We start from the raw sequence: 17181 nt of genomic DNA, 5'->3' as shown, positions 1-17181 counted from the left end.
AATGCTCGGGAAACTCACCCTCGAGGCCATTCCGTACCATGAACCTATCGTCATGGTTACGCTGGCCGCCGTGTGCCTGGGAGGCCTAGCGGTCTTCGGCGCCATCACCTACTTCGGCAAGTGGAAGTACCTCTGGACGGAATGGCTGACCTCCGTCGACCACAAGCGCATCGGCGTGATGTACATCATCGTCGCCCTGATCATGCTGCTGCGCGGCTTTGCCGACGCCATCATGATGCGTACCCAGTTGGCCGTCGCCTCGGCCGACTCCGCCGGCTTCCTGCCGCCGCACCACTACGACCAGATCTTCACCGCCCACGGCGTCATCATGATTTTCTTCATGGCGATGCCCTTCATCACCGGGCTGATGAACATCGTGGTGCCGCTGCAGATCGGCGCCCGCGACGTGGCCTACCCGTTCCTGAACTCGCTGAGCTTCTGGCTGTTCGGCGCCGGCGTCGCGCTGATGATGATCTCGCTGTTCGTGGGCGAATTCGCCGCGACCGGCTGGCTCGCCTATCCGCCGCTGTCAGGGCTGGACTACAGCCCAAGCGTCGGGGTGGACTACTACATCTGGGCGCTGCAGATATCAGGGCTGGGCACAACGCTTAGCGGCATCAACTTCATCGTGACCATCCTGCGCATGCGCGCACCGGGCATGAGCCTGATGAAGATGCCGATCTTCACCTGGACCTCGCTGGTCACCAACGTGCTGATCGTGGCCGCCTTCCCCGTGCTGGCCGCCACCCTGGCGCTCCTGACCGCCGACCGCTACCTGGGTACGCACTTCTTCACGAACGACATGGGCGGCAACGTCATGATGTACGTGAACCTGATCTGGATCTGGGGCCACCCCGAGGTCTACATCCTGGTGCTGCCCGCCTTCGGCGTGTATTCCGAAGTGGTTGCCACGTTCGCCCGCAAGACCCTGTTCGGCTACAAGTCCATGGTCTACGCCACGGCCGCCATCGGCGTGCTGTCGTTCCTGGTCTGGCTGCACCACTTCTTCACCATGGGTGCGGGGGCCAACGTCAACGCGTTCTTCGGCATTGCCACAATGATCATCTCGATCCCGACCGGGGCCAAGATCTTCAACTGGCTGTTCACCATCTACCGCGGCCGCCTGCGCATCACCACGCCGGTGCTGTGGACGCTGGGCTTCATGATCGTGTTCGTCATCGGCGGCATGACCGGCGTGATGCTGGCCATCCCCGGCGTGTCGTTCGTGCTGCACAACAGCCTGTTCCTGATCGCCCACTTCCACAACACCATCATCGGTGGCGTGGTGTTCGGTTGCATCGCCGGCATGACCTACTGGTTCCCGAAGGCGTTCGGCTTCACGCTGAACGAGCGCCTGGGCCGTTACTCGTTCTACTGCTGGTTCGTCGGTTTCTTCATGGCCTTCATGCCCCTGTACATCCTGGGCTTCAAGGGCATGACGCGTCGCCTGAACCACTACGACAACCCCGAATGGCAGCCCTACCTGCTGGTCGCGCTGGCTGGCGCCGCGCTGATCATGCTGGGCATCTGGTTCCTGCTGCAGCAAGTGTTCGTCTCGGTTCGTCAGCGCAAGCAGAACCAGGACGTCACCGGCGATCCCTGGGATGGCCGCACGCTGGAATGGTCGATCTCTTCGCCTGCTCCCTTCTACAACTTCGCCCATGTTCCTCACGTCGATGAACTGGACCAGTTCTGGGAAGACAAGCAGAACGGCAAGGCCTACAAGCGCCCGGCCAAGTACGAAGACATCCACATGCCCAAGAACACCGGTGCCGGCGTGTACATCGGCGCCTTCGGCCTGGTCATGTGCTTTGCCTTGATCTGGCACATCTGGTGGCTCGCCATCGTTGGTTTCGTCGGCATGATCGGTTCGTTCATCGTCCGCGCCTACGACCGCGACGTCGATTACTGGGTCCCGGCCGCTGAAGTCGAGCGGATCGAGAACGCCCACTTTGAAAAAATGCAGAAGGCCGCCTGAGCCATGATTCAAGCCGTAGCCACTCACCCCCACGCGGGTCACGACGATCACGCGCACCATGACGATGGATCCAAGACCGTTTTCGGTTTCTGGGTCTACCTCATGAGCGACTTGCTGATCTTTTCGGTGCTGTTCGCCACGTTCGCGGTGTTGTCCAACGCCACCGCGGGCGGCCCGACGGGCAAGGAACTGTTCGACCTGAAGTTCGTGCTGGTCGAAACCCTGTTGCTGCTCTTTTCCAGCTTCACCTTCGGCATGGCCAACCTGAACGTGCACGCCAACAACAAGAGCCGCGCAATCGGCTGGTTGATGGTCACGTTCCTGTTCGGCGCGGGCTTCATCGCGATGGAAGTCTATGAGTTCCATCACCTGATCACCGAAGGCGCGGGCCCCGGCCGCAGCGCCTACCTGTCGGCGTTCTTCACCCTGATCGGTACGCACGGCCTGCACGTCACGTTCGGCCTGATCTGGATCGTCATCCTCATCGACATGATCCGCCGCCATGGCCTGGACTCGATCAACAAGCGTCGTCTGGCGTGCCTGAGCCTGTTCTGGCACTTCCTGGACATCGTCTGGATCTGCGTCTTCACCTTCGTCTATCTTCTGGGAGCCCTCTGATGTCGCACTCCGCTGCGGCCGCACACGGCCACGACGATCACGCCGCCGACCACGGCAGCCTGAAGTCCTACATCATCGGTTTCGTGCTCTCGCTTCTGCTCACCTTCGGCTCGTTCGGCCTGGTGATGAGCGGCGCGCTGTCCCACACCATCACGATCATCGGCGTGGTGGCGCTGTGCGTGCTCCAGCTGCTGGTTCAGCTGGTGTACTTCCTGCACATGGGCGCTTCGAAATCGGCCCGCGACAACCTGGCCACGTTTGTCTTCACCGTGCTGATCATCGCCATCATCGTCGGCGGTTCGGCCTGGGTCCTATACAACATGAACGTCAACATGGGCCACGCCATGTAAGACCCGTCACTCGCTGACGACAAACAGGCGCCTTGCGGCGCCTGTTTTTTTTTGCGGGATGCGCCTGGCTTATTGGCCCGGCGCCTTCACCACGAGCGTGATGCCCAGCCTGTCCGCCAGTTGCCGCGCGGTCATGCCGACATACGGCTGCACCCGCGCACCCTGGTCCAGATCGCAGGCAGGCGCGTTGGCGGCGCCGTCCAGCACCTGTTTCATCGCCCGCGCCGCCGACGGCGACAAGGGGCCGCCATCGCTGCCCTGCCAGGCCAGCATATCCGCCACCGCCATGCCGCAACGCGCCGGCGTGGCGTACAAGGCGGCAGCGTGCTCGAGCAGCATGCGTACCTTGGCCTCGTTGCCCTGCTGCAGCATGATCACCAGCGGCAGCGCGCCGGGGTCGGAAACGCCGCGCAGGCGCAGGGACCCGTCGCTGCGGTCCGACGGATCAGCCCCGGCCGCCAGCCAGGCCTGATACAGGTCATCCGGCAGCCACGGCAGCGACAGCGGCGCGATCTGGTTGTTCACGGTGCCTGTCGCGCTGCCCACATACGCCAACGGCACGCCTGCCGCCAGCAGGCGGTCGGCGGTGGCGCGCAGCCGGGCGCGCTGGCCGTCCCATTCGGCGCTGTTCTGTTTCGCGTCGGCCCGCAGTTCCACCTCGTTCCATTGGCGCAACAGGCTGGATATCGGCGCCGTCGTCATGGGCGCATGCGGCTTGCCGGCGGCGGCCTGTGCCAACTGGTCGACCAGTTCAGGCGACAACAGCCGCGCCGCCAGGCTGAACGCCTCGTCCAGGCCGGCGCGCACCTGGCCATCCTTGGGCCCGTAGCCGCCCACCGCCGGGTCCGCGCCATGCGCCAGCGCAAACGCCACGCGCTCGGACGGAACGTAGGCGGACTGCGGCTTCAGGTCTTCGACGGGCGCTTCGCGCAGCGCCTCCAGCAACGGGGTTTCCCACATGGCCTGGCTGCCGTAGTACATGCGGATATAGGCCGCGTTGATGTCGGCGCCCTTGGCCAGGAGCTTCTCGGCGAACCAGAACCGGGCCGGGCTGCCCATGGCCGCGTGCAGCACCGTGCGTCCGCTCTTGTCGCGGCCGTTGGGGTTGGCGCCCTTGGCCAGCAGGTAGTCCAGCGTGTCCTTGTCCTCGGCCGAATACGCCACCCGGCGCAGCAGCAGCGGCGTGCCGTTGGAATCGGGGGCTTCGAGCGACGCGCCCGCCGCCACCAGCACGTCGGCCAGCGCATAACGTTCGGCCAGCGGGCGGGTATCGCGGCCATCCGGCAAGGCGCTGGACACGAGCGGCGCGCCGCGCGTGGGTGCGTCGACCCGTGCGCCCGCCGCCAGCAGCGCGCGCACCATCTCGATCTGCTTGGCGGACGTGGCCGCATTCAGCGCCGACACGCCGTTTTCGTTGACGCCGTCGGGGTCCTGCCCGCGCGCCAGTTCCGCGCGCACGGCGTCCAGGTCGCCCGCCCGGATCGCCTGGAAAATCGCCAGCCGGGGCCGGCATGCCACCGCATCCAATGCCTTGGCGCCCAGCGCCGCGCCGATACGCTCGGCCACCTTGGCCGGAATCGGCTCGCCCGCGGCCAGGCGGCGCGTGCAATACAGGCGGTAGTCTTCCTGCGCCAAGGTTTCGAAATAGCTGCGCTGATCGCGCCGCTGGTCGCGCAGTTTCAGGCGCGCATCGGCGCGGTTCAGGTAGGCGGGCGTGCGCGCCGGGTCGCGCCGCAGCACCTCGCCCAGCACCGCGTCGGCCTCGGCCGGGTTGCCGGCCTCGGCCAGCCAGAAACCGTAGTCGTTCAAGGCGGCCAGGGCCTCGGGGTCCTGGCCAGCCGGATCGATCTCGCGATAGTCCGTTTCCAGCACGAAGCGGCGCAGGTCCGCCAGCGCCCGGTTGAACTCGGCGGCCTTGCTGCGGGGAATGGCGAACGCCACCTGGTGCAGCTTGCGGAAGGTGGCAGCCCCATCGACCGGCGCCTGGTATTCGAAACGAACGTCCGCAGGAAATGCCTTGAGCGGGCTGGGATACGCCACCAGCGCGGGCTTGAGCGTGGCCAGCGCCGCCGCGCGCCGCGCGTCGTCCCAGGGGCGGTCGGCCGTCGCCACCACGCGGGCGGCATCCGCATGCACCGTCACCGCCGCGCCGGTCGCATCCACCAGAAAGCCATTGGCCTGGCTGCCGTCGGCGTCGTTGTAGGTATAGGCCACCCAGTAGAACGACTGCCCCTCGCGCGGCGCCGCCACGCTGACGGTCTCTTGCCGCGAGACATTCCAGCCGGCCGGATCGATCACCAGCGGCCGCGACCGAAAGGCCAGTTCCGCCGCCGCGCCGGCTTGCGCGCCCCGGACGTAGCGGTACAGGTACAGCCGGTTTTCCATCTGCCCGACCAGCAGCGCGTCCTTGGCATTCTCGGTGCCCCAGGCGCGGCGTTCGGGTTCGCGCAGCGGATAGCGCGACAGGCGCACCGCGTCGATCACGGCGCCGATGTCGTAGGCCGCAGCCGGCGGCGGCGCGGCAACGGCAAACAGGCCGGCCAACGTCAGTAAAGCGGCGCCAAGACGGCGGGGAAACACGGGCGGCAAGGCTGGGAGCATCCGGAAAGGGCCTGGAAGTGGAAGGCGGGCCGATGATACCGCCCCGGCCCCGCCCCGCCCTGTGCGACCACCGCAGACCCAGACGGCGCTTGACGGCAAACAAGGCGAATGCGCGGCGCGTTCGTTATATATTTGAGCTTATATCGCTTTGATTAACACTTGAAGTAATTCATCGAGTTCCCCTTTGCCATGCCAGCCGTGTTGACCGCCTCCGCTCCCGTCCAAGACTCCGCCGCGCCAGCCTGTCGCCTGTTGCGCCTGGCAGCCCCCGACGATCCCGACGCCGCCTTTTTCGCGACCGTGATCGGCAAGAGCCTGGCGCACGGCGACCTGGCCCGCAGCGGCCTGGCACCCGATGAACTGGACGACGTGCTGGCGCAGATGTTCCCCGGCGCGCGCGACAGCCACGACCCGGCGCTGTTCGACCTGCCGGCCCGGCTGGCCGCGTACCGCGCACAAGGCCTGGCCGACCCCCTGCCGGGCTTCACCCTGCTGCTGCGCGTGCTGCTGAACGCCTATGGCGCGCCGCCGTGCACCACGACCGCCTGGGTCACCAGCGTGCTCGCGCACGCCTGCCTGCGCCCCGACCACCTGTGGCGCGACCTGGGCCTGACCGGCCGCGAAGACGTCACGGCGCTGCTGACCCGCCACTACCCCGGCCTGGTGGTGCGCAACACCCGCAACCTGCGCTGGAAGAAATTCCTGGCCTACGCCGCCTGTGAACACGCCGGCCTGCCGGCCGCTGCGGCGCCAGGCTGCGCGGCCTGTGAAGACCATGATTTCTGCTATGACGAAGGCGGGGACCGCCCCCCTCAATAGCGATACGTCACGCCCAGCCCCATCCCCACGCTGCGTCCCGGCGCCGGTTCGTAATAGCGGCCGTTGCTCTCGTTGACGATGACCGAGCCTGCGTAGTGGCGGTCGAACAGGTTGTCGACCCGCGCATAGGCGTTCAATTCCCAGGCGCCGATCTGCTTGATGTACCCGGCCGAGAGCGCGGCCACGGCGTACCCGGGCGTCGCCGCGTCGTTGGCGTCGTCCGCGTACAGCTGGCTGAGATAACGCCCTTCGATGGCGGCCTGCCAACCCTGCGGCGGCGCCCAGCCCAGCGAGGCAAAGGCCGATTGCCGCGCGATGCCCGGGATGCGGTTGCCGGCGCGAATGCCGCCGCCCGCGTCGTCGCGATACCGCGCATCCAGCCACGTGTAGGCCAGCTGCGCGCGCCATTGGCCGGCAAAGCGCGTCGACCAGCCCAGCTCCAGGCCGTCGCGGCGGGTGCGGCCCGCGTTGCGGAAGGTGGTGCGTCCGCCGCTGCTGCCGGCCGAGACGATCTCGTCGTCCGTCGATACCTGGAACACCGCGGCCGTGAGCAGGCCGTCGCCCACGCGGGTCTTCACGCCGGCTTCCACGTGGGTGCTCAACGCCGGCGCCAGGCCGAAGTTCAAGCCTGGCAGGCCGCCGGGCCGGTACGAGATTTCGTTCAGCGTCGGCGTCTCGAAGCCGCGCCCGTATGACGCGTACAGGCGCGTGCCCGCGGCAGGTTCATAGCCGATGGCCGCCACCGGCAAGGCGCGGCGGTAGCGTGCGCTGCCGCTGTCGTCGCCGTTGCCGGGCACGATGTAGTGATCGCGCGAATCGAAATCCACCGTGCTGTAGCGCAGGCCCGCGTCCAGTGTCCATTGCGGCGCCACGCGCCACGAGGCCTGCACGTAGGGATCGGCGTTGTAGACGGTGTTGGTCTCGTCGCGCCGCTGCGCACCCTGCACGCCCAGCTGCTGGCTGCTGCCCGTGCCGGTGAAGTTCTGGTAGCCGCGGCGGGTCTCGCGCATCGTGTCGTAGGCAAAGCCGCCGACCAGCGTCAGCGGCCGCCCGGCCATTTCCAGTTCGGACGTCCAGCGCAGGTCTGCGCCGCCGTAGCGCCGCGTCAGGTCGATGACGCCACCTGCCTGCGTGGGCGCGGCCTGGGCCGCAGGCGGAATCGCCTGGAACTGCGTGGTGTCGCGCTGGCCGTAATACAGCATCACGCGCAGCGTATTGGCGCCGTCGACATGGCGTTCGTAGACCAGGCCGCCCTGCGTCTGGCGCACGGTCTTGCGGGTGTCGTACTGCGAGGCCAGGTCGGCGCTGCGCGGATCGTCCTGGAACTGCGCATAGGTCAATCCCAGCGGGTCCTGCGCCTTGAGATCGACGCTGTTGGCCACGATGGTGAGGCGGCTGGCATCATCGAGCTGCACGCCCAGCTTGGCGTTGCCCAGGTTCTTGCGCGCCGCGCTGCGGTCGCGAAAGCCGTCCGTGGTCATGCGCGACAGGTCCAGCACATAGTCCACCGCGCCTTCTGCGCCCGACGCCTTGGCGCCATAGCGCCAGGTGCCGAAACTGCCGCCCCATACCGAGGCCGACACCGACGGCGGCGCGGCGCCATCCTCGGTATAGGCCAGGATCACGCCGCCCGACGAATTGCCGTACAGCGCCGAAAACGGCCCGCGCAGCACTTCCACCCGATCCAGCGAGCCGATGTCGATGTTCGAGGTCTGCCCCTGCCCGTCCGGCATCGTGGCCGGAATGCCGTCCACATACAGCCGCACCCCGCGCACCCCGAAGGTCGACCGCGCCCCGAAACCGCGGCTGGATACCTGCAGGTCCTGCGCGTAGTTCTGGCGATTCTGCACCTGCAGGCCCGGCACCCCGCCCAGTCCTTCCGACAGATTGATGCCAGGCTGGCCGCGGCGCATCGCGCTGCCCTCGACCACATCCACCGACGCGGGCGTCTCCATCACGGACACCCCCAGCCGCGTGCCGGTCACCACCACCGGCGCCGTCTCGGGCGCCTGCGACTGCGCCACCGCCGCCATGGCCGGCGCCATGCCGAGCAGGCTGCGCAGAATCGGGCGGGACAGCGGGGCGCGGCGGCGGGGGTGATCGGTCACTCGAGGCTCCTGGGGCGCGGGGAATGGGTTCTAATACTGGCATGGAAAATTCGCAAGACATCGAACGCCGGCTGCTCGACCTGGAGGTCAAGGCCAGTTTCGCCGACGACCTGCTCGAACAGCTCAACCAGATCATCGTGCGCCAACAGCAGCAGATCGACCGGCTGCAGCGCGAGGTGGCCGACCTGCGCCAGCAGGCGCCCGAAGGCGCGGCGCCGTTTCGCAGCCTGCGCGACGAACTGCCGCCCCATTACTGACCGCGGCCGGCGCCACAAGTTGCCCAGGGGTTCCGCTGACCGCGACGGCGTCGCGCCCAGGCCGCCACCTCCGGGGCCACCTCCTAAAAGCGGTATCGCAGCAACCGGCCCACGCGCCGCAGCGGCGCCAGCCGCCGCATCCACCCGATCAGCACCCGCGACAGCAGCGTATAACGCGCCACCTGCGCCGGGCTGCGCCCTTCCTGCACCATCTGCTCGGTGCGCAGCTTCAGACCCGGCACCTGCGCCTCCAGGTCCTGCGAATGGTTCAGGCTCCAGCGCGTCGTCGCCCCGGTCGCGCGGATCATGCGGTTGCGCGCCACCAGCGCCAGGCCCAGGTCGCTATAGGCATCGAAGATCACCTCGCCCGTCGGAAACTGGGTCGTGACGGTGCGCAGCAGCGCCAGCAGCGAGGCTTCGGGCAGATACAGGAACAGGCCTTCGGCCACCACCAGCGTCGGCCGGCCCGCGGGCACCTGCGCCAGCCAGGCCAGGTCGGTCACCGACGACGCGATCAGGCGGCAATTGGCGCGGTCGGGATACAGCTTGCGGCGCAGGGCGATGACCTCGGGATAGTCCACTTCGAACCAGGCCACCTCGGGCGGCGGGTCCACCCGGAACAGCCGGGTATCCAGCCCGCAGCCCAGGTGCAGCACGGTAGCTTCGCGGTGCGCGTCGATGAATTCGCGGGTCCAGCCATCCAGCGCGTGGGCCCGCATGGCCAGGCCGATCATTTCATCGTCGCGCAGATGCAGCGTGGAAAAGTCGTGGTCGATGCGCGCGACCGCGTCGGCCGCATGGTGGTCGCGCAACAGGGAATCCGGCAGGCGGCTTTCCCGGGCCTTGGCGTACAGCGTGATCAGCAGCGTCGCTTTTACCCCCGAGAGATCCAGCTTTTCCATGCGCATCCTGTGAGGGTAAGGGAGCTATCGATGCCATTAATGGCGACTAATTACAAAAATCATCCACAACTTTCCATTAATGGAAAAATCTTTTACCGATATACGGGTTTATCCCTAGAACGAATCGGCGCACCATTCAGTCATCGGGAAACAACAACGAAGCACGACGGATAGGCCGCCTGATTCGCTCCCCGGCTTTTGAAATCGGAGATTCACCATGAAAAAGACCCTTGCCACCGCCCTATTGATGTCCTTGGCCGCCCTGAGCGCCGGCGCCTACGCGTCGCAGAACATCGAACCGAACAACGTGCCCTTCCAGGGCGTCTATGGCACCCCGTACGAAGGCCCGACCCGCGCCCAGGTGCAAGCCGAACTGGCTGCCGCCAAGGCCGCCGGCCAGGTGTCGAACGTCGAACCCAACGACATGCCGTTCCAAGGTGTGTATGGCGCCCCCCAGTCTGGCGTGACCCGCGAGCAAGTGCAAGCCGAACTGGCCGCCGCCCGCGCCGCTGGCCAGGTGTCCAACGTCGAACCCAACGACCTGCCGTTCTCGGGCGCGTACCACCGCGGCAACTAAGCCGCGCCGCGGCCGCCGATGCGCGGCCGCCCGCCTTGACCGATTTACCCCTCCCCTTGTTGTACCTTGGCCGCCTCTCCAGGCGGCTTTTTTTGCCTGCTCTGCGTCACATCAGCACAGGCGCGCACGGATCAAGACAAGAGCCGGCGGCTTGGCTTACCATCGCAGGTGAACGCCGATGGGCTGCGCACGCAGCCTCCTGCCTATAACAACGAGGGAGTCCGCTTTGAAAACCACCCATCTGATCGCTATCGGCCTGCTCGCCTGCGGCGCGTCCAGCGCTGCCCTGGCAGCCCCCGCCGTCATGTTGAATCATGCCCTGATCACCGAAATCCCCAAGGCCGACCAGCCCGTGTTCCACAAGGCCGTGGCCGACACGCTGAACAACGCGCCCGACGGCCAGACCACCCAATGGTCCAGCACGCCCAAGGGCAAGCAGGCCCCCATCACCGCCAAGATCACCCCGCTGCAGACCAGCACGCTCTCGGGCGATCGCACCTGCCGCCTGCTGGAAGGCGATTTCGCCCGCGCCAAGACGACCGAGACCTGGAAGTTCTGGTTCTGCAAGCAGCCGGACGGCACCTGGAAGGCCAGCTCGAACTGATGCGGCGCGGCCCGGCCGGCCGCCCAAAAGCAACGCCCGCCTCATCCTGGGATGAGGCGGGCGTTTTCATTCGTGCGGTGGCTGACGGGCGTTTGCGCCGGCCAGCGCCTTGCCCCGCAGGGCAAGGCGCGCCGGATCAGCCTTCGACGCGGTTGGCGTCCAGCACCGTCATGGCCGTCATGTTGATGATGCGGCGCACGGTCGAGCTGGAAGTCAGGATGTGCACCGGGGCGTTGGCGCCCAGCAGGATCGGGCCGACTGCCACGTTGCCGCCGGCCGCCGTCTTGAGCAGGTTGTAGGCGATGTTGCCCGCGTCCACGTTCGGGCACACCAACAGGTTGGCTTCACCCTTGAGCGTGGACGACGGCAGGATGCGCAGGCGCAGCGCTTCGTCCAGCGCGCAATCGCCGTGCATTTCGCCGTCGATTTCGATTTCCGGCGCGGCTTCGCGCACCAGTTCCAGCGCGCGGCGCATCTTGGCGCCCGACGCCGAGCTGCCCGAGCCAAAGTTCGACCGCGACAGCAGCGCGACCTTGGGCGCCAGGAACATGCGGCTCATTTCGCGGGCGGCGGCGATGGTGAACTCGGCGATCTGCTCGGCCGTGGGGTCGTCGTTCACATGCGTGTCCACCAGCACCACCGTGCGCTCGTTGAGCAGCAGGATGTTCATGGCGGCATAGACGTTGGCGCCGGGGCGGCGGCCGATCACTTCGTCCACGAAACGCAGGTGGTCGTGATACGCGCCGACCGTGCCGCAGACCATGCCGTCGGCATCGCCCAGGTGCACCATCATCGCGCCGATCAGCGTCAGGCGGCGGCGCATTTCCACGCGCGCCATTTCCTTGGTGATGCCGCGGCGGCACATCAGTTCCCAGTACGTCGTCCAGTACTGGTGGAAGCGTTCGTCGTATTCGGGGTTGGTGACTTCGACGTCTTCGCCCAGGCGCAGGCGCAGGCCGAACTTCTCGATGCGCGACAGCAGCACGGCGGGGCGGCCCACCAGGATCGGACGGGCCAGGCCTTCGTCGACGATGACCTGCACGGCGCGCAGCACGCGTTCGTCTTCGCCTTCGGTGAAGACGATGCGCGATTTACCGCCGCCGCGCACGATGCGCTTGGCCGCCGAGAACAGCGGCTTCATGAACGCGCCCGAGTGGTACACGAACTGCTGCAGCTGCTCTTCGTAGGCTTCCAGGTCGGCCAACGGACGCGTGGCCACGCCGCCGTCCATGGCGGCCTTGGCCACTGCCGGGGCGATGCGCACGATCAGGCGCGGATCGAACGGCTTGGGAATCAGGTATTCGGGGCCGAACGAGATGTCATAGGTGCCGTAGGCGGCGGCCACGACTTCGTTCTGCTCTTCTTCGGCCAGCTGGGCAATGGCGTGAACCGCCGCCATTTCCATTTCGCGGGTGATGGTGGTGGCGCCCACGTCCAGCGCGCCGCGGAAGATGTACGGAAAGCACAGCACGTTGTTGACCTGGTTCGGGTAGTCCGAACGGCCCGTCGCCATCACCACGTCGTCACGCACGCCGTGCGCCACTTCCGGCAGGATTTCCGGGGTAGGGTTGGCCAGCGCCAGGATCAGCGGACGCGGGCCCATGGCCGCGACCATTTCCGGCTTGAGCACGCCGCCGGCCGACAGGCCCAGGAATACGTCTGCGCCGTCGATCACTTCGGCCAGCTTGCGGGCGTCGGTCTTTTGCGCAAAGCGCGCCTTGTCCGGGTCCATCAGCGTCGTGCGGCCTTCATAGACCACGCCTTCGATGTCGGTCACCCAGATGTTTTCCAGCGGCAGGCCCAGGTCCACCATCAGGTCCAGGCACGCCAGGGCGGCAGCGCCCGCGCCGGACGTCACGACCTTGACCTGGTCGATCTTCTTGCCCACGACCTTCAGGCCGTTGATGAAGGCGGCCGAGACCGTGATGGCGGTGCCGTGCTGGTCGTCGTGGAAGACGGGAATCTTCATGCGTTCGCGCAGCTTGCGCTCGACCGTGAAGCATTCCGGCGCCTTGATGTCTTCGAGGTTGATGCCGCCGAAGGTGGCTTCCAGGCCGGCAATGATCTCGACCAGCTTGTCCGGGTCGGTTTCGTTGATCTCGATGTCGAACACGTCCAGGCCGGCGAACTTCTTGAACAGCACCGCCTTGCCTTCCATGACCGGCTTGGAAGCCAGCGCGCCGATGTTGCCCAGGCCCAGCACCGCGGTGCCGTTGGTGATCACGCCCACCAGGTTGCCGCGGCCGGTGTAACGGAACACATTGGCCGGATCCGCCACGATTTCCTCGCAGGCCGCCGCCACCCCGGGCGAATACGCCAGGGCCAGGTCACGCTGGTTGGTCAGCGGCTTGGACGCCACGACGGAGATCTTTCCCGGGGTGGGAAACTCGTGATAGTCCAGAGCGGCCTGGCGGTCGGATTGCGAATTCATGGGGCGGCGCCTCCTAGTCTTGAATAGGGAAAATTCTAGGGCCGAAGACATAAGGCGATCATTCAGATTTAATATTGTCACATCACCTTTTAATTATGGCTTGTCTATGACGCCGTTTTCCCCGGACGAGGTTATCCGCAAACTGACCTCGCGGCTGAAGATGCGGCACCTGATGCTGCTGCTGCAAATCGAGCAGCATGGGTCCCTGACCCGGGTGGCCGAGCACATGGCCACCAGCCAGCCGGCCGTGACCAATGCCCTGGCCGAACTGGAAAGCATGTTCGACGTGCCGCTGTTCGAACGCTCGGTGCGCGGCATGACCCCCACGCCGCTGGGCGCGGTGGTGCTGGCGCGCGCCCGCGCCCTGGTGCACGACCTGGGCCACCTGGTGCAGGAAATGGAAGCCGTGGCCGCCGGCCATGCCGCCCACCTGCACATCGGCGTGATTCCGTTCGTGTCGGGGCAGATGCTGTCGGCCGCCATTGCCCGCACCGTGCCGCAGGGGCGCGGCATCACCGCCACCATCCATGAAGGCCAGGGGCCGGCGCTGCTGCGCCAGCTGCGCGACCACACGCTGGACGTCGTGGTCGGCTGGGCCACGCCGTCGGTGGACCTGAGCCAGATCGATTTCGAAGTGCTGTACCACCAGCCGCCGCGCCTGATCGCCAGCCGTCGCCTGGCCGCGCGGCTGGGCCGTACCCGGCTGGAATGGAACATGCTGGCCGACCTGGACTGGATTCTGGGCACGCCCGACAGCCCGATCCGCGAACAGGTGGCCGACATTTTCCTGCGCGCCGGCCTGGCCCCGCCCACGCCGTCGGTGCAAAGCGATTCGTCCAAGCTGATCGGCGAGATGATCGTGGCCAGCGACCGTGCCGTGTCCATCCTGCCGGCCGACATCGCCGATGAGCTGGTGCGCATCGCCGGCGCGGCCATCGTGCCGTATTCTTTCGACTGGACCCTGCCGCCGATTTCGCTGTTCACCCGCGCCGACGGGCTGCGCCGCAACGTGGATGCGTTGTTCGCCGCCGCGCTGCGCGAAGTCTTCAGCCGCGGCGGGCGCGCCTGATCCCTCACCCGAGCCCCCTTCATGGCCCTTGCCCAGTTCGTCATGCAACGCAGCGCCCTTGCCGGCGTGCAGGCCGTGGCCGCGCGCAGCGGACGCACCTTCGCGCGGCACACGCATGACCAGTTCGGCATCGGCGTCATGCGGCTGGGCGCGCAGGTCTCGCACAGCGGCCGCGGCCAGGTCGAGGCCGGTCCGGGCCAGGTCATCACGGTCAATCCGGGCGAAGTGCACGATGGCGCGCCGATCGGCGGCGAACGGGCCTGGCAGATGCTGTACCTGGACCCGGCGGTGGTGGCGGACGCGGCGGATGGCCTGCCGCGCAGCGGCGGCTTTGAATTCGAACACCCCGTCATGGACGCCCCGGCGCTGGCCGCGGACGTGCTGGCGCTTTATGCACAACTGACCTCGCACGCCTCGCCGCTGGCCTGCGACGCCCTGCTCCTGCGGATTCTGGCGCGCACCGGGGTGCGCGCCCTCTCGGCCATCCACAGCGGCATGCCCGCCGCCATCCGCCATGCGGTGAGCCTGATCGACGACGCGCCGGCCGCGGCGCTGTCGCTGGCGGATCTGGCGGGCGCCAGCGGCCTGAGCCGCTTCCAGGTGCTGCGCGCATTCAGCCGCGCCACCGGCATGACGCCGCACGCGTATCAATTGCAGCGGCGCCTGCTCCTGGCGCGCAGCCTGTTGCGCCAGGGCACGGCGCTGGCCGATGCGGCCGCCGCGGCCGGTTTTGCCGACCAGAGCCATATGACCCGGCTGTTCTCGCGCGCCTATGGCGTGTCACCAGGGCGCTACGCACAGGCGGTCGCGGGCTGAATCACTGACGGCGGCATCGGTCCGGGGGACGCCCGGCCACGCACGGCGAGACCGTCGCGCCGACCAGAGCGGCCCCTGCAATTTCGTTCAAGACCGCGGCCTGCGGCGCCGCCTACGCTGCGGTTCCTCTTGAACGCAATCGCTATCCATGAACAGAACACTGCAAGGCTACGCCTGCCTGGCCGCGGCCATGGCGCTGGTGGGCAGCACGGTGGTGGCCAGCAAGGTCATCGCCGCCGGCTTGCCGCCCTTTACCGCCACCGCCCTGCGCTTCGCCCTGGCGCTGCCCTGCTTTGCGTTGCTGTGGCGCCTGACCGGCACGCGGCTGCCTGAGCTGCAATGGCGAGACTGGCTGTTGCTGACGGCACAGGCCATCGCCGGGAGCGTGGGCTACACCACCTTGCTGATCGCCGGCCTGCAGCGCACGTCCGCCGTGGACGCCGGGGTGATCCTGGGCACCCTGCCCCTGGTGTCGGCCGGCGTCGCCATCGTGGCGCTGGGAGAACGGCCGGGCCGGGCCACGTTGCTGGCGATCGGCGCCGCGGCCGCGGGCGTGTGGCTGATGACGCGCAGCGGCGCGGCGGAAGGCGCGGGCTCCGTGGCCGGCAATGCGCTGGTGCTGGGCGCGGTGCTGTGCGAGGGCCTGTTCATCCTGCTGCACAAGCGCCTGCATGCACCGGTGCCGCCGCTGGCGCTGTCGGCCATCATGTGCGCCATCGGCCTGCTCGTGTGCGTGCCGGCCAGCCTGGCGGAAATGCCCTGGACCCTTGACGTTTCCACCGACGCGCTGCTGGCCGTCGCCTATTACGCGCTGGTGCCGACGGTGGGCGGATTTCTGCTGTGGTACGCCGGGGCCGCGCGGGTGGCGGGGTCGGACGCCGCGCTGTTCACCGCGGTCGCGCCGGTGTCGGCCGTGCTGCTGGCCGCGGCACTGCTGGGCGAACGCCTGTCGGCCGGCCAGCTCTGGGGCATGGCCTGCGTGCTGGGCGCCGTCTTCATCCTGGGTTGGGCGCGCAAGCCCGCCGCGGACATGCCATAAGGTCAGACCAGGTCCGCCCCCTTGCGGCGCGTGAACTGGGTCAGCGAGCGCAGCGCCAGCGCGTGCATGGCGGCAACGGACGGCAGCAGGGTTTCTTCCTTGCGGGTCAGCACGCCGACAATGCGTTCCACCGTCGGCTCGCACAGCGGCACGAAGGCCAGCCCGCTGTCGGCGGCGGGCCGCGCCAACACCGGCAGCACGGTCACGCCCAAGCCGCTGACCACGCTGGCCAGCAACGACGCGCGGTTCGACACCACCATGGCCGGGTCATCGATGCCGCTGCCCAGTTGCCGGTTCCTGAGCGTATCGAACGTGGCATTGCCAATCAGGCGTTCGGACGCCAGCGACGACCAGGGCACCGCCCCGCGCCGCCGCGCCAGGGGATGCCCCTTGCGGCAGACCAGCCCGAACGCGTCACGCGCCACCGGCGTAAACGCGACCTCGGCCGTGCGCGGCACCTGGCCGGCCACGCCGACCTGCACTTCGCCGTTCAAGACCAGCCGGTGCACATCCTGCGACGACTCGTCCACCGCCCGGATGCGGATGTCGGGGTGGCTACGCGCATAGCGTTCCAGCAGGCGCGGCAGCCATTCGTCCGCCAGCGATGGCATGACGGCCAGCGACACGGGGCCGGTGTGGCCCATGCCCAACTGCCGTGCCGCATCCAGCACCCGGTCGTGGGTGGCCAGCAACTCGCGCAGCAACGGCGCCACGGCCTGGCCCAAGGGCGTCAATTGCGCCCGCTTGCCGGCTTCGAACAACGGCGCGCCCAGTTGCTGTTCGAGATCCTGCATGGCCGCCGACACCGCCGCCTGCGAACGATGCGTGCCTTCGGCGGCCAGCCGGAAACTGCCGTGGTCGGCTGCCAGAAGGAACTGGCGCAGGTGCTGGATTTTCAGGGGCGCGGTCATGAGGGGCGGTGCATTGAATTCAGGTTTTCCGAAATTAACTTGAGTTAATTTGGATTGTCAAAATTCATCGCGGGCTTGAACAATGGCGCATCGCTATCCCT

The 17181-nt window shown here is 67.5% G+C and carries 15 protein-coding genes; 10 read left to right on the top strand and 5 right to left on the bottom strand.

The window, feature by feature from the left end; translation table 11 throughout:
- Position 1: 1 nt before the first annotated feature.
- The 3 genes from cyoB to cyoD are packed head-to-tail and all read left to right on the top strand — an operon-like array spanning position 2 to position 2946.
- On the top strand, positions 2-1978 hold the full coding sequence (gene cyoB / locus HV798_RS04755; protein ID WP_175191151.1) for a cytochrome o ubiquinol oxidase subunit I: 1977 nt from the start codon (positions 2-4) through the stop codon (positions 1976-1978).
- A gap of 3 nt (positions 1979-1981) precedes the next feature.
- A complete protein-coding gene (cyoC, locus tag HV798_RS04750; RefSeq protein WP_025139292.1) occupies positions 1982-2596 on the top strand; it encodes a cytochrome o ubiquinol oxidase subunit III in 615 nt (204 codons plus the stop codon).
- Complete coding sequence (gene cyoD, locus HV798_RS04745) at positions 2596-2946, top strand: cytochrome o ubiquinol oxidase subunit IV (protein WP_025139291.1); 351 nt, start codon at positions 2596-2598, stop codon at positions 2944-2946. The genes cyoC and cyoD overlap by 1 nt, the downstream gene beginning before the upstream one ends.
- A 69-nt stretch (positions 2947-3015) precedes the next feature.
- Here cyoD and HV798_RS04740 read toward each other — a convergent pair whose 3' ends face one another.
- On the bottom strand, positions 3016-5547 hold the full coding sequence (locus HV798_RS04740; RefSeq protein WP_175191152.1) for an ankyrin repeat domain-containing protein: 2532 nt from the start codon (positions 5545-5547) through the stop codon (positions 3016-3018).
- Between the two features lie 198 nt (positions 5548-5745).
- On the opposite strand from HV798_RS04740, the gene HV798_RS04735 reads away from it, so the two are divergent.
- Positions 5746-6366: a nitrogen fixation protein NifQ gene (locus HV798_RS04735; protein ID WP_343038534.1), complete on the top strand. Its 621-nt coding sequence runs from the start codon at positions 5746-5748 to the stop codon at positions 6364-6366.
- Here the strand turns inward: HV798_RS04735 and HV798_RS04730 are convergent.
- A complete protein-coding gene (locus tag HV798_RS04730; protein ID WP_175191477.1) occupies positions 6360-8411 on the bottom strand; it encodes a TonB-dependent receptor in 2052 nt (683 codons plus the stop codon). The two genes, HV798_RS04735 and HV798_RS04730, sit on opposite strands and share 7 nt — an antisense overlap.
- A 104-nt stretch (positions 8412-8515) precedes the next feature.
- Here HV798_RS04730 and HV798_RS04725 point away from each other — a divergent pair, with 104 nt between their 5' ends.
- Entirely contained in the window at positions 8516-8731 is a 216-nt protein-coding gene (locus HV798_RS04725) for a SlyX family protein (protein WP_006391018.1), read from the top strand.
- Between the two features lie 83 nt (positions 8732-8814).
- Here HV798_RS04725 and HV798_RS04720 read toward each other — a convergent pair whose 3' ends face one another.
- Positions 8815-9633: a class I SAM-dependent methyltransferase gene (locus HV798_RS04720; protein WP_175191154.1), complete on the bottom strand. Its 819-nt coding sequence runs from the start codon at positions 9631-9633 to the stop codon at positions 8815-8817.
- A 217-nt stretch (positions 9634-9850) separates the two neighbouring features.
- Here HV798_RS04720 and HV798_RS04715 point away from each other — a divergent pair, with 217 nt between their 5' ends.
- Together HV798_RS04715 and HV798_RS04710 are read left to right on the top strand one after the other, a co-directional pair.
- On the top strand, positions 9851-10210 hold the full coding sequence (locus HV798_RS04715) for a DUF4148 domain-containing protein (protein ID WP_025139286.1): 360 nt from the start codon (positions 9851-9853) through the stop codon (positions 10208-10210).
- A gap of 226 nt (positions 10211-10436) precedes the next feature.
- On the top strand, positions 10437-10814 hold the full coding sequence (locus HV798_RS04710; protein WP_175191155.1) for a hypothetical protein: 378 nt from the start codon (positions 10437-10439) through the stop codon (positions 10812-10814).
- A 136-nt stretch (positions 10815-10950) separates the two neighbouring features.
- Here the strand turns inward: HV798_RS04710 and HV798_RS04705 are convergent, their stop codons facing one another.
- A complete protein-coding gene (locus tag HV798_RS04705; protein ID WP_175216341.1) occupies positions 10951-13245 on the bottom strand; it encodes an NADP-dependent malic enzyme in 2295 nt (764 codons plus the stop codon).
- A gap of 106 nt (positions 13246-13351) precedes the next feature.
- Between HV798_RS04705 and HV798_RS04700 the strand changes: the two genes are divergently transcribed.
- From HV798_RS04700 to HV798_RS04690, 3 genes are all read left to right on the top strand, one after another.
- The gene (locus HV798_RS04700) at positions 13352-14314 is read left to right on the top strand and encodes a LysR substrate-binding domain-containing protein (RefSeq protein ID WP_175191157.1); all 963 of its coding nucleotides are present in this window, start codon (positions 13352-13354) and stop codon (positions 14312-14314) included.
- Positions 14315-14335: 21 nt separating this feature from the next.
- Positions 14336-15130, top strand: a complete 795-nt coding sequence (locus HV798_RS04695; protein WP_175191158.1) for an AraC family ligand binding domain-containing protein — start codon at positions 14336-14338, stop codon at positions 15128-15130.
- Between the two features lie 148 nt (positions 15131-15278).
- Entirely contained in the window at positions 15279-16169 is an 891-nt protein-coding gene (locus HV798_RS04690; RefSeq protein WP_175191159.1) for a DMT family transporter, read from the top strand.
- A 2-nt stretch (positions 16170-16171) separates the two neighbouring features.
- Here the strand turns inward: HV798_RS04690 and HV798_RS04685 are convergent, their stop codons facing one another.
- Complete coding sequence (locus HV798_RS04685) at positions 16172-17080, bottom strand: LysR family transcriptional regulator (RefSeq protein WP_175191160.1); 909 nt, start codon at positions 17078-17080, stop codon at positions 16172-16174.
- Positions 17081-17181: the final 101 nt, after the last annotated feature.

Origin of the sequence: Achromobacter deleyi (assembly GCF_902859705.1) — a bacterium.
GTDB lineage: Bacteria > Pseudomonadota > Gammaproteobacteria > Burkholderiales > Burkholderiaceae_B > Achromobacter > Achromobacter deleyi.
Note: the sequence above shows the minus strand (reverse complement) of the source record. Positions and strands in the feature narration are given on the sequence as shown.